The following is an 11,660-nucleotide window of genomic DNA, read 5'->3' on the forward strand; positions in this document are numbered from 1 at the left end:
GGGAGGCGGGGCCCCGGCGGCAGATGGCGCCGGGGCCCTGGCTGTGGGCCGCCTGTCACGGTCCCGCGCGGAACACGGCATCGACGGCTCCCCTTCCGCCCGGTGTGCGGCTGTTCTGTCCCCTGCGACAGCGTCGCACGGTACGCACGCCGCCGCTCGCATTCCGGCAACTCTGATACCCCAAGGACCAATTGGGAAGGTGCGGCGCATGGTGTGCGCCCCCTTGCACTACACGCGTGACTCGGGTAGGCGCGTGTGGCGCCTCGGCCGGGTCTCCCGGGGAGACGCGGACGAGTGAGCAGGGGTTGAGTGCGTAACCGGCGATTCCGCTTGGCCCTCCCGGGCCGGACCGGAGGACCAAGCGGAATCGCCGGACACGGCTCAGCGCCGGATACGGCTCAGCGCTTGGCCACGAACACGTGCGCCGCCACATCGGCGTCCAGCTCGGCGGCCTCGCCGCTGCTGCCGACCTGCACACCGCCCGCCGCGCCCGAGTTGACGCTCACCACGGCGCCCGGCTGCACACCGGCCCGCCGCAGCGTGTACATCAGCTGGGCGTCCATCTGGATCGGCTCGCCGATCCTGCGGACCACGGCGGTCTTGCCGTCGGCACCCGTCTCCAGCTCGTTCAGGCTCACCAGGCCGTCGTCCAGGAAGGGGTCGGCCTCCGCCTTCTCGCCGAGCTCTTCCAGGCCCGGGATCGGGTTGCCGTACGGCGACTCGGTGGGGTGCCGCAGCAGGTCCAGGACGCGGCGCTCCACCGCCTCGCTCATCACATGCTCCCAGCGGCACGCCTCAGCGTGCACCTGCTCCCACTCCAGGCCGATCACGTCGACCAGCAGGCACTCGGCCAGCCGGTGCTTGCGCATCACGCGCGTGGCCAGCTGCCTGCCGTCGTCCGTCAGCTCCAGATGGCGGTCCCCGGCGACCGTCACCAGCCCGTCCCGCTCCATCCGGGCCACGGTCTGGCTGACCGTGGGGCCGCTCTGGTCGAGGCGCTCGGCGATCCGGGCGCGCATGGGGATCACACCCTCCTCTTCCAGCTCCAGGATGGTACGGAGGTACATCTCCGTGGTGTCGATGAGTCCGGACATGCGCGCCCCTAGTCAGCTCGTGCGGTGGCCCCGAAACCAATTCTGACGTATCGCGCTGACAACCGTCCTGCCCCGGCGGCGCACGGCTGGATTGCGCTATTGACAGGGTAGAGGTCCAGACCTCACCGTGTGCGGCGTGACGAAGAGCGAGGACGGCCGCGGCGCTGCCGCGGAGGCTGCCGCAGAGGGTCCACACGGCTCGGACGGCGGTCTGGCAGGCGCCTTCTTCGACGCCGCCATCGGCCTGTTGCAGCAGGTCAGGGAGGGAGAGTCGAAGAATTTCGGGGCGGCGGGCGCGCTGCTCGCCGACACCGTCGCCGAGGGCGGACGCGTGTTCGTGTTCGGCTCGGGCCACTCCGCGCTCCCCGCGCAGGACGTCGTCTACCGCGCGGGCGGCCTCGCCGTGCTGAACCTGCTCACCGTTCCGGGCACCGTCGGTGTCGACGTCCGCCCGGCGACGCTCGGCAGCGCGCTGGAGCGGGTCGACGGGCTCGCGGGCGCCGTGCTCGACTCCAGCCCGGCCCGCGCCGGGGACCTGCTGATCATCATCTCGCTCTCCGGGCGCAACGCGCTCCCCGTCGAGCTGGCCATGAACGCGCGGGCGCTCGGGCTGCGGGTCGTCGGCGTCACCTCCGTGGCGTACGCGAGCGAGACCCGCTCCCGGCACACCACGGGCACCTTCCTCAAGGACCACTGCGACCTGGTGCTCGACAGCCGGATCCCGGTCGGGGACGCGGAGCTGACCGCCGAGGGCGTGGCGACCCGCTTCGCACCCGCCTCGACGGTCGTCACCAGCGCCATGATGCAGGCCCTGGTGGCGACGGCGGCGGGCGAGCTGGCGGAGCGCGGGATCGATCCGCCGCTGCTCCGGTCCGGGAACGTCGACGGCGGCCACGACTGGAACGCGCAGGTCATGGAGCAGTACGCGGACCAGGTCCTCTACCGCTGAGCCGGGCCGTCTCCGAGTGACCCCTGACGGGGCGCACCGGTGCGCCCGAAGGGGCGCGGGGAACTGCGCGCCCAGCCCATGAGCACCCGCACCCCGCGCGCACCCCGCGACGGAACGGCAAGGGGCAGCCCCGGCCCGGCACGCTCCGCCGCACACGTCCTAGGGGGCCTCCGCCGGGCGGGCCAGGTCGACCGAGGAGGCGACGTGCGCCGCGACGCTCTCCGCGTACGCCGCGTCGGCACGGTCGAACGGGCGGCGGCCCGCGTCGCGCAGGAAGGTGACCACGCCCAGCGTCGCCCCCCGGCTGCGCAGCACCGTGCACAGCCCGTGCACGGTGCCCTGCGGCCACTTGCGCACCCGCGCCCAGCTCTCGGGCACGGGGGCGGGGGCCGGGGCCGCGGCCGGGGTGCCCGCGCTGGTGCGGACCGAGCCGCAGCACTGGTACGCCTGCAGCGCGGGGTGCCGCTCCGGGTAGGCGACGGGCAGCCCGCTGGCCGTGCCCGGCTCGATCCCCGGGTCGCGGCCCCGCGCCCCGGTCGGGGTGAGCGCGGCCCGCACCAGACGGGGCGCGCGCGCCGGCCCGCGCCCGGGGTCCGGGTCGGCCAGCACGTCGAGCAGCGCGTGGTCGGCGAAGCCCGCCAGGGCGAAGTCCAGATGGACGGTCGCCGCCTCCATGGGGTCCTCGCACTCGGCGGCGGCGCGCGCGGCGCGGTTCGACTGGGTGTCCCGGAACCGCAGCCGCGCCGCGTCCCGCTCGGCGAGCTTCGCTTCGGTGACGTCCTGGAAGAGCCAGGCCACCCCCAGCGGCACCGGCTCCTCGGCGAGCGGGCTGGCCAGCCGCAGGAAGCCGCAGCGCCAGCAGCGCTGACGGCTCTGCTCGCCGCCGTCCCCGCCCCCCGCCGCCAGCGGCCCGGGGGCGCCCTCGGCGCCCCCGGCGGGCTCCGCGCCCTCGGCGGGCTCCGCGCCGCGCAGCCGCACCCAGATCTCGGCGGGGGCCGGCGGGGCGCCCTGGGCCAGCACGTGCTGGAGGGCGCCCTCCAGGTCCTCCACCCCCTGTTCGAGCAGCTCGCCCAGCGGGCGGCCCAGCATGGCCGTGCTGGACAGCGCCTGGAAGGCGCGGGCCGCTGACGCGTTCGCGACGGCGGGGCGCAGATCGGCGTCGACCAGCACCACCCCCCAGGCGGCGTCCTCCAGCAGCGCCTCGCTCAGCGCGATGGAGCGCTCCAGGTCGATCTGGGTGTGCGCCTCGCTGAAGGCGCAGTAGACGCCCCGGGCGCGGCCGTCGGCGCCGGTGACGCCGGAGGACTGGATACGCACCAGCACCCGGCCGCCGTCCTTGGTCACCAGCGCGCACTCGTGCACCTGCCGCCCCGGCGCTTCCATGGCGCCCAGCAGCCGCCCCTCGACGTCCTCCGCGTCCGCCGCGCGGAGGGCCCACCCGGCCAGTCCGCGGCGGCCCACGGCCTCCTGCGGCGTCCAGCCGAGCATCCGCTCGGCCTCGCGGTTCCAGTGGGTGACGACGCCCTTGGCGTCGAAGGCGCACAGCGCCGCGTCCATGCCGTCCAGCAGGGCCGCGAGCAGCGACTCGTCACCCGCGCCGGGCGCGCTGCCGGGACTCCCGGGGCTACCGGGACTGCCGGGGCCGCCCGATCCGCCGCCCTCGGGAGACGAAGCGGAGTGAGTCCTGGATTGAGCCGCCACCTCGGCACCCCCTGCGCTGTGCGTGAACGCCACCGCGTGCAGGCTTCATTCAACTCGAACGTGACCCAGCGCACACCGGATTCGGGAAAATCGTTGCCGCCCCGAAATTCGTTTGCGGGCGGATACGGGGGCGCATAGCGTGCCGGGCACACAGGAAAGGAGGTGATCCGACTGATGATCGATCAGCGGACGTGTGAGGTGGCTGCGGCCTAGGCCGTCCACCGCTGTGCGGCCGGCCTCCGGCCAATCCAGAGCAGTCACCCGGCCCGTGGGCTCGTCGGACTCGTCCGACCGGCGCCCTTCGCCAGCAGCCGGCTGGTGAGGGGAGCAGCCCACGGGCCGTTCCTGTGCTGCCGGCCCTCAGGGGCAGAGGCGCTCCACGTCCCAGGCCGCGCCCTTGCGGACGTAGCGCAGCCGGTCGTGCAGCCGGTTCTCCCGCCCCTGCCAGAACTCGACCGTCTCCGGCTGCACCCGGAAGCCGCCCCACTGGGGCGGCGCGGGGACGTCCTCGCCCTCCGGATAGCGCTCGGCCAGCTGGGCGTACAGCTCGTCCAGCTCCTCCCGCGAGGCCACCGTGGAGGACTGCTCGCTCGCCCAGGCGCCGAGCTGGGAGCCGTGCGGGCGGGTGCGGAAGTACGCGGCGGTCTCGTCGCGGCCGGTCTTCCGCGCCGTGCCGGAGACGATGACCTGGCGGGCGATGCCGTGCCAGGGGAAGAGCAGCGAGACCTGCGGGTTCTCCGCCAGCTCGCGGCCCTTGCGGGAGCCGTAGTTGGTGAAGAAGACGAAGCCCTGCTCGTCGTACTGCTTCAGCAGGACGGTGCGGGAGCTGGGGCGGCCCCGCGCGTCCGCGGTGGAGACGATCATCGCGTTCGGCTCGTGCAGCCCACTGGCCGACGCGTCGTCGAACCATCGTGTGAACTGCTGGAACGGATCGGGGGCCAGCTCGTGCTCCGCGAGGCCCCGGGTGCGGTAGTGGGACCGCATCTCGGCCGGGTCGAGGGTGCTGGGAGTCGTGGGAGCGGTGGGAGTGGTGGGAGTGGTGGGAGTGGTGTCAGCTTCGTTGGCGGCGTGGTCCGCATGGTCAGCGTGTGGCACGCCGTTTATCTTGCAGCATGCGCCCCGCGCGCGGTCAGACAGTCTGCCCGGACGGCAGATAGGGTTACCGGTCCGTACGGGGCGGGAACCCGGAGCAAGGGCCTCGACCTCGCAGCGGGTGAGCAACAGCCGGACCGGGCATGACCGGAGTGACGGCATCGATCAGCAGCCGCATTGACGAGGGAGCCACCTGTATGTCCGACTTCGTACCCGGACTCGAAGGGGTTATCGCGTTCGAGACGGAGATCGCCGAACCCGACAAGGAAGGCGGCGCGCTGCGCTACCGGGGTGTGGATATCGAGGACCTGGTGGGCCGGGTCTCCTTCGGGAACGTCTGGGGCCTGCTGGTGGACGGCTCCTTCAACCCGGGCCTGCCGCCCGCCGAGCCCTTCCCGCTCCCCGTGCACACCGGCGACGTCCGCGTCGACGTGCAGTCCGCGCTGGCGATGCTCGCGCCCGTGTGGGGCCTCAAGCCGCTGCTCGACATCGACGAGGGCACCGCGCGGGACGACCTGGCGCGGGCCGCCGTGATGGCGCTGTCGTACGTCGCCCAGTCGGCGCGCGGCCAGGGGCTGCCGATGGTGCCGCAGCGCGAGATCGACAAGGCCGACACCATCACCGAGCGGTTCATGCGCCGCTGGCGCGGCGAGCCGGATCCGCGGCACGTCGCCGCCGTCGACGCGTACTGGACCTCGGCGGCCGAGCACGGCATGAACGCCTCCACGTTCGCGGCCCGGGTCATCGCCTCCACCGGCGCGGATGTGGCGGCGGCGCTGTCCGGCGCCGTCGGCGCGATGTCCGGGCCGCTGCACGGCGGGGCGCCGTCCCGGGTGCTCGGCATGATCGAGGAGATCGAGCGGACGGGGGACGCGCGCGCCTTCGTGAAGCGGCAGCTCGACCGGGGCGAGCGGCTGATGGGCTTCGGGCACCGCGTCTACCGCGCGGAGGACCCGCGGGCGCGGGTGCTGCGGCGTACGGCGAAGGAGCTGGGCGCGCCGCGGTACGAGGTGGCCGAGGCGCTGGAGCGGGCGGCGCTGGCGGAGCTGCGGGAGCGGCGGCCCGATCGGGTGCTGGAGACGAACGTCGAGTTCTGGGCGGCCATCGTGCTGGACTTCGCGGAGGTTCCGGCGCGGCTGTTCACGTCGATGTTCACCTGTGCCCGTACGGCGGGGTGGTCGGCGCATGTGCTGGAGCAGAAGCGGACGGGCCGGCTGGTCAGGCCGTCGGCCCGGTATGTGGGGCCGGGCCCCCGGGACCCCGGTGCCATCCCCGGCTCCGCGGAGGGCTGAGCGTCCGGTCCGTTCCCGTGTCCGGCGGATCGTGCTGGCCGGGGGCTGCCCCGGCCGGTGCGTCGCAGTCCGCGGGTGCTCTGTGGTTGCGCGCGCAGTTCCCCGCGCCCCTGACGGGGCGCCCCGTCAGGGGCGCGGGGAACTGCGCGACCAGCCACAATCCGGCCGCAGTCCACAGTCCGCAGCAGGCAGGGGCAGCCCCGTCCCGGCTGCGCCGGCAGGCCGACGGAGGGCAACCATGCCCCCCCGGACGTCCCCTACCGCACCGGCGTCTCCGGCGGGGAGGGCGAGCGCTCGGCGGCCGGAGGCACCGGCGGCGGGTCGGAGTCCAGGGTGGCTATCAGCGCGTCGCCCTCCGGGGTGCCCTCCGGCTTGACGAGGCCGACCACCACGTAGAGGACCAGTGAGGTGACGAGGGGCCAGCCGACCGTCATCGCCTGGGTGACGTCCTCGTCCGGCACGCCCCAGTACAGATAGGACCAGACGCCCAGGCCGCCGGCCCAGGAGGTGATCGCCGCCCAGGGGCCGTGCCGGGTGAACCACGGGAGCAGGCCCAGCATCAGCGGGATGGAGATCGGGCCCATCGTCGCGGCGACGATGTTGACGACGACGGTCATGATGAACCCGTCCGGGTCGCTGACGATCGCCAGCAGCATGCTCACCGTCACGAAGGCGACGGTGGTGATCCGGGCGAACAGCAGCTGCGCGCGCTCGCCGAGCGCGCGCACCCTCGGGACGAACACCGGCGCCAGGTCGCGGGTGATGACGGCGGTGATGACGTTGGAGTCGGAGGCGACCATCGCCATGGTGTGCGAGAAGAAGCCCGCCAGCAGCAGGCCGATCATGCCGGTGGGCAGCAGCTCCTGGGCCAGCTTGATGTAGGACTCCTCGCCGTTCTCGACGCCGGGCACGATCAGCGGGGCGGCGATCATCGGCAGGAAGAGGATGAACGGCCAGACCAGCCACAGGGCGCTGGAGAGCAGCGCGGACTTGCGGGCCCGCGAGCCGGAGGGGGCCGACATGTAGCGCTGGGCCAGGTTCCACATGCCGCCGTTGTACTCGAACGTCTTCACCAGCAGGAACGCCAGGATGAGCGTGGTGGTGACCGGGCCGTTGACCGGGTCGCTGTGGCTGGAGGGCAGGTCGCCCCACATGGTCCACAGCGTGGAGAAGCCGGTCAGATGGACCATGACGGCGACCACCATGGCGATGCCCGCGACGAACTGGATGACGAACTGCCCGAAGTCCGTGAGGACGTCGGCCCACAGCCCGCCGAACGCCATGTAGAGCATCGTGCTCACGCCGGTCAGCCCGATGCCCCACACCAGCGGGATGTCCGCGAAGCCCTGGAGCAGGAGCGCGATGGCAACCCATTTGGCCGCGATGTCGACCACCTTGAGGAGCGCCCCGCTGTAGGCGAGGACCTGCTGGGTGGGCAGGTTGTAGCGCACCGCGAGATATTCGAGGGGGGAGTTGACGCCGTGCTTGGCCCGCAGCCGGTTCCAGCGGGGTGCGAAGAGGAAGGCCCCGACGCCGATGCCGAGTCCGATGGTGAGGGGCCACCAGAAGTAGATGGTGACGCCGTAGTCGTACGCGACCGCCGCGAAGGTCACGAACATGATGGCGCTGTAGCCCGACATATGGTGCGAGATGCCGGACAGCCACCACGGGATGCGCCCGCGCGCGGTGAAGAAGTCCGCGACGTTCTCGATGCGTTTCGACGACCACAGGCCGATGCCGATCATGACGCAGAAGTACGCGCCGACTACGACCCAGTCCAGACCGGACATGACGGCTCCTCATCGTTCACTAACATGAACTTGTGGCATACCGCTGAACAGTGCCGTCACACTAGAAGTGCCCTATAGGGCCGTCAAGACTGCGTACTGGGCGAAAGCCCCGCTGATTCCCATCCGTTGACGTGAATGGGAGTCAGCGGGGCCGACAGCGGACCCGGCGCTTCCTCAGCCGCCGGCCAGCGCCTCCTCCACCAGGGCCGCCCACTGCGCGACCACCCGCGCGCGCCGTGCGCCGTCGTCCGTCAGCAGGTTGGCCAGCCCCAGCCCGCGCGCCATGTCGAGCAGGCCCTGCACGGTCTCGCGGACGGCAGGGCGCCGCTCGTCGGCGCCCAGCAGCTCGACCGCCATCCGGTGCGTCTCCCGGCCGATACGCGCCTCCAGCGCGGTGACCCGGGGGCCGAGCTGCGGCTCGTTGGACGCGGCGACCCACAGCTGCAGCGCGGCGCGGAACAGGGTGCCGGTGTAGAGGCCGACCAGGGTGTCGACCGCCTCGGGCACCGAGGCGGGGCGCGGGAGTTCGCGCAGCGCCCGGGAGCGCTCCTCGGCGACGAACTCCACGGCGGCCGTGAACAGGTCCTCGCGGGTGGGGAAGTGGTGCTGCGCGGCGCCCCGCGACACCCCCGCGTGCCCGGCCACGACCGTGACCGTGCTGCCCGACCAGCCGTGCGCGGCCAGGCACTCCACGGCCGACTCCAGCAGCCGGCGCCGGGTGGCGCGGCTGCGGTCCTGCTTGGGGCCACGGTCCTGCTTGGGGCCGCGGTCCTGCTGGGGGGCGGCCCCGCGGATGTTCACGGCACCCATCGCGGCTCCCGCCTCTCCAGGAACGCCGTCATGCCCTCGCGGGCCTCCTCCGAGCCGAACAGCCGCCCGGACAGCGCGGCGAGCTCGTCGGTCTGCTGTGCGAAGGTCTCCAGCACCTCCCGGTTGACCAGCTTCTTCGACTCCGCGAGCCCCTGCGGCGAGCCGCGCCGCAGCCCGTCGAGCACCGGCTCCAGCGCCGCGTCCACCTCGTCGGCCGCCAGCGTCACCAGCCCGATCCGGGCGGCCTCGGCGGGGCCGAAGCGCTCGCCGGTGAGGAAGTAGCGGGCCGCGGCGCGGGCGTCGACACGCGGCAGCACCGGCATCGAGATCACGGCGGGCGCCAGCCCCAGCCGCGCCTCCGTGAACGCGAACGTCGCCCCCGGCCCCGCCACCGCGATGTCGCACGCGGCCAGCAGCCCGGTCCCGCCGGCCCGGACATGGCCGGTGACGCGTGCGATCACGGGCTTGGGGAAGGCCACGACCGTGCGCAGCAGGGCGGCGAGGGAGAGCGGCGCCGCGGTGCCCTCCCGGGCCTCCTTGAGGTCCGCGCCCGCGCAGAACGTGCCGCCGGTGTGGGTGAGCAGCACCGCGCGGGTGCCCGGGTCCGCCTCCGCCCGCTCCAGCGCCGCGTACAGCCCGGCGACCAGGCGCGCGGAGAGCGCGTTGCGGTTCCCCGGCGCGTCGAGGGTGAGGGTGGCGACGCCGTCCGCGACGGCCGTGCGGACCGGGTCATCCACCGGTTCCTGGGACATCGTCTCCTCCCCCTCAGTACGACTTCGGCAGGCCGAGGCTCTGGTGGGACACATAGTTGAGGATCATCTCCCTGCTGACGGGGGCGATTCTGGCCACGCGCGACGCCGTGATCAGCCGCGCCAGCCCGAACTCGGCGGTCAGGCCGTTGCCGCCGAGGGTGTGCACGGCCTGGTCGACGGCTCTGACGCACGCCTCGGCCGCCGCGTACTTGGCCATGTTCGCGGCCTCGCCCGCGCCCGCGTCGTCCCCCGCGTCGTACAGCAGCGCGGCCTTCTGCGTCATCAGCCGGGCCAGCTCCACCTCGATATGGGCCTGCGCGAGCGGATGGGCGATGCCCTGGTGGGCGCCGATGGGCTCCTTCCACACCTGGCGGGTGCGGGCGTAGCCGACCGCCGCGCCGATCGCGTACCGCGCCATCCCGAGCGCGAAAGCGGCCGTCATGACGCGCTCCGGGTTGAGCCCGGCGAACAGCTGGAGGAGCCCCGCGTCCTCGTCGCCGACCAGCGCGTCGCCCGGCAGCCGCACCTCGTCCAGCACCAGCTCGAACTGCCGCTCCGGCGCGTGCACCTCCATCTCGATCGGGCGTAACGCGAAGCCGGGCGCCTCGCGCGGCACGAGGAACAGGCAGGGCTTCAGCCGGCCCGTGCGGGCGTCCTCCGTCCGGCTGACGATCAAGGTCGCCTCCGCGATGTCCACGCCGGAGATGAAGACCTTGCGGCCGGTCAGCAGCCAGTCCCCGGTTGCCGCCTCGCGGCGCGCCGTGGTGGTGATGCGGTGCGCGTTGGAGCCCGCGTCGGGCTCGGTGATGCCGAACGCCAGCTTGCGCGTGCCGTCGGCGAGTCCGGGCAGCCAGCGCCGCTTCTGCTCCTCGGTGCCGAAGCGGGCGAGAACGGTCCCGCAGATCGCCGGGGAGACGATGAGCATGAGCAGCGGGCAGCCCGCGGCGCCCAGCTCCTCCAGGACGGCGGACAGCTCGGCGATCCCGCCGCCTCCCCCGCCGTACTCCTCGGGCAGGCTGACGCCCAGGTAGCCCAGTTCGGCGGCCTCCGCCCAGAGTTCGGCGGTCTGCGCCCCCTCGCGGGTGACGCGCTCGAAGTAGCGGCGGCCGTAGCGCGCGCCGAGCGCTGCCACGGCCTGCCGCAGATCGCGCAGCTCCTGGCTCTCCATCGGGTCGGGCATGAGGTCTCCCTTCGCTGCCTGCTCTGTGTCTATGACGTGACGACCGCCAGGACGGCGCCCGACTCCACCTGCTGGCCCGTCTCGGCGCCCAGGAAGGTGAGCACGCCCTCCGCCGGTGCCACCACCTGGTGCTGCATCTTCATCGCCTCCAGCCACAGGAGGGGCTGCCCGGCCCGCACCCGGGCGCCGACCGCGAGGTCCTCCGCCACGCGGACGACCGTGCCCGGCAGCTGGGCGAGCAGCGAGCCCGGCTCGTGGGCCGGCTCCGGCTCGGGGAGGCGGGGCAGCGCGGTGAACGTGTACGAGCCCAGCGGGGAGTCGACGTACAGCTGGTCGGTGTCCTCGTAGGCGGCGACGGTGAAGGTGCGGCGTACGCCGTCGAGTTCGAGCACCGCGCTCTCTGCGCCCGCCTCCAGGACGCGGACGCCGGGCTGGTCCTCCGGGAGCAGGGCTCCGGTCCGCGTCCAGCGGTAGCGGATCTCGTGTTCGCGGCCGGCGGGCTCGGTGCGGTAGCGCCGGTGGTGGGGCTGCGAGGGGACGTTGCGCCAGCCGACCGTTCCGCTGCGGGTGGCCTGGGTGAGGGCCGCGGCCAGCGCCGACAGGCGCTCTTCGGGGGGTGCCGCGCCGTCTCGGGGCGCGAGCAGTTCGCCCAGGCGGCGCTCGTAGAAGGTGGTGTCCGTCTCCGCCGCCGTGAACTCCGGGTGGCGCAGGGAGCGGACGAGCAGGGCGCGGTTGGTCGCGGGGGCGTGCAGGCGGGCGCGTTCCAGGGCGCCCGCCAGCCGGCGTACGGCCTCCGCGCGGGTCGGGGCGTGCGCGGCGACCTTGGCCAGCAGCGGATCGTAGTGCACGCCGATGTCCGTGCCCGGCTCCACGCCGCTGTCCGTGCGCACCCCCTCGGGGACGTCGAACCGCCGCACCCGCCCCGTCTGCGGCCGCCAGTCCCGGGCCGGGTCCTCCGCGTAGAGCCGGGCCTCGACCGCGTGGCCGGAGGGGCGGGGCG

At 73.6% G+C, this 11,660-nt stretch carries 10 protein-coding genes; 2 read left to right on the forward strand and 8 right to left on the reverse strand.

Features of this window, described 5'->3' with window-relative positions:
• Nucleotides 1-398: 398 nt before the first annotated feature.
• Nucleotides 399-1,094, reverse strand: coding sequence for an iron-dependent transcriptional repressor DtxR (locus G5C65_RS20545; protein WP_165300356.1), 696 nt, complete (start codon nt 1,092-1,094; stop codon nt 399-401).
• Nucleotides 1,095-1,305: 211 nt separating this feature from the next.
• Between G5C65_RS20545 and G5C65_RS20550 the strand changes: the two genes are divergently transcribed.
• Complete coding sequence (locus G5C65_RS20550) at nt 1,306-2,043, forward strand: SIS domain-containing protein (protein WP_206442070.1); 738 nt, start codon at nt 1,306-1,308, stop codon at nt 2,041-2,043.
• Between the two features lie 159 nt (nt 2,044-2,202).
• On the opposite strand, the gene G5C65_RS20555 is transcribed toward G5C65_RS20550, so the two are convergent.
• On the reverse strand, nt 2,203-3,744 hold the full coding sequence (locus G5C65_RS20555) for a PAS domain-containing protein (protein WP_165300358.1): 1,542 nt from the start codon (nt 3,742-3,744) through the stop codon (nt 2,203-2,205).
• Nucleotides 3,745-4,104: 360 nt separating this feature from the next.
• Nucleotides 4,105-4,728: a pyridoxamine 5'-phosphate oxidase gene (pdxH, locus tag G5C65_RS20560; protein WP_165300364.1), complete on the reverse strand. Its 624-nt coding sequence runs from the start codon at nt 4,726-4,728 to the stop codon at nt 4,105-4,107.
• 305 nt (nt 4,729-5,033) lie between these two features.
• Here pdxH and G5C65_RS20565 point away from each other — a divergent pair, with 305 nt between their 5' ends.
• Nucleotides 5,034-6,128 carry a citrate synthase 2 gene (locus G5C65_RS20565; RefSeq protein WP_165300359.1) on the forward strand — a complete coding sequence of 365 codons (1,095 nt, stop codon included), beginning with the start codon at nt 5,034-5,036 and terminating at the stop codon, nt 6,126-6,128.
• Between the two features lie 257 nt (nt 6,129-6,385).
• On the opposite strand, the gene G5C65_RS20570 is transcribed toward G5C65_RS20565, so the two are convergent.
• From G5C65_RS20570 to G5C65_RS20590, 5 genes are all read right to left on the reverse strand, one after another.
• Nucleotides 6,386-7,918: a Na+:solute symporter gene (locus G5C65_RS20570; RefSeq protein ID WP_165300360.1), complete on the reverse strand. Its 1,533-nt coding sequence runs from the start codon at nt 7,916-7,918 to the stop codon at nt 6,386-6,388.
• A gap of 174 nt (nt 7,919-8,092) precedes the next feature.
• On the reverse strand, nt 8,093-8,728 hold the full coding sequence (locus tag G5C65_RS20575; protein WP_165300361.1) for a TetR/AcrR family transcriptional regulator: 636 nt from the start codon (nt 8,726-8,728) through the stop codon (nt 8,093-8,095).
• Nucleotides 8,716-9,480, reverse strand: coding sequence for an enoyl-CoA hydratase family protein (locus G5C65_RS20580; protein ID WP_165300362.1), 765 nt, complete (start codon nt 9,478-9,480; stop codon nt 8,716-8,718). The genes G5C65_RS20575 and G5C65_RS20580 overlap by 13 nt, the downstream gene beginning before the upstream one ends.
• A 13-nt stretch (nt 9,481-9,493) precedes the next feature.
• Entirely contained in the window at nt 9,494-10,660 is a 1,167-nt protein-coding gene (locus G5C65_RS20585; RefSeq protein WP_165300363.1) for an acyl-CoA dehydrogenase family protein, read from the reverse strand.
• A gap of 29 nt (nt 10,661-10,689) precedes the next feature.
• The coding region (locus G5C65_RS20590; protein ID WP_338146551.1) for a biotin/lipoyl-containing protein at nt 10,690-11,660 on the reverse strand (971 nt) is incomplete at its 5' end.

Source organism: Streptomyces boncukensis (assembly GCF_011045075.1).
Classification (GTDB): Bacteria; Actinomycetota; Actinomycetes; order Streptomycetales; family Streptomycetaceae; genus Streptomyces; species Streptomyces boncukensis.

Excerpts from the sequence above, each read along its gene's own strand:
- G5C65_RS20545 (WP_165300356.1), bottom strand. The coding sequence starts at position 1,094 with ATGTCCGGACTCATCGACACCACGGAGATGTACCTCCGTACCATCCTG.
- pdxH (WP_165300364.1), bottom strand. The coding sequence starts at position 4,728 with ATGCGGTCCCACTACCGCACCCGGGGCCTCGCGGAGCACGAGCTGGCC.
- G5C65_RS20565 (WP_165300359.1), top strand. The coding sequence starts at position 5,034 with ATGTCCGACTTCGTACCCGGACTCGAAGGGGTTATCGCGTTCGAGACG.
- G5C65_RS20570 (WP_165300360.1), bottom strand. The coding sequence starts at position 7,918 with ATGTCCGGTCTGGACTGGGTCGTAGTCGGCGCGTACTTCTGCGTCATG.
- G5C65_RS20575 (WP_165300361.1), bottom strand. The coding sequence starts at position 8,728 with ATGGGTGCCGTGAACATCCGCGGGGCCGCCCCCCAGCAGGACCGCGGC.
- G5C65_RS20580 (WP_165300362.1), bottom strand. The coding sequence starts at position 9,480 with ATGTCCCAGGAACCGGTGGATGACCCGGTCCGCACGGCCGTCGCGGAC.
- G5C65_RS20585 (WP_165300363.1), bottom strand. The coding sequence starts at position 10,660 with ATGCCCGACCCGATGGAGAGCCAGGAGCTGCGCGATCTGCGGCAGGCC.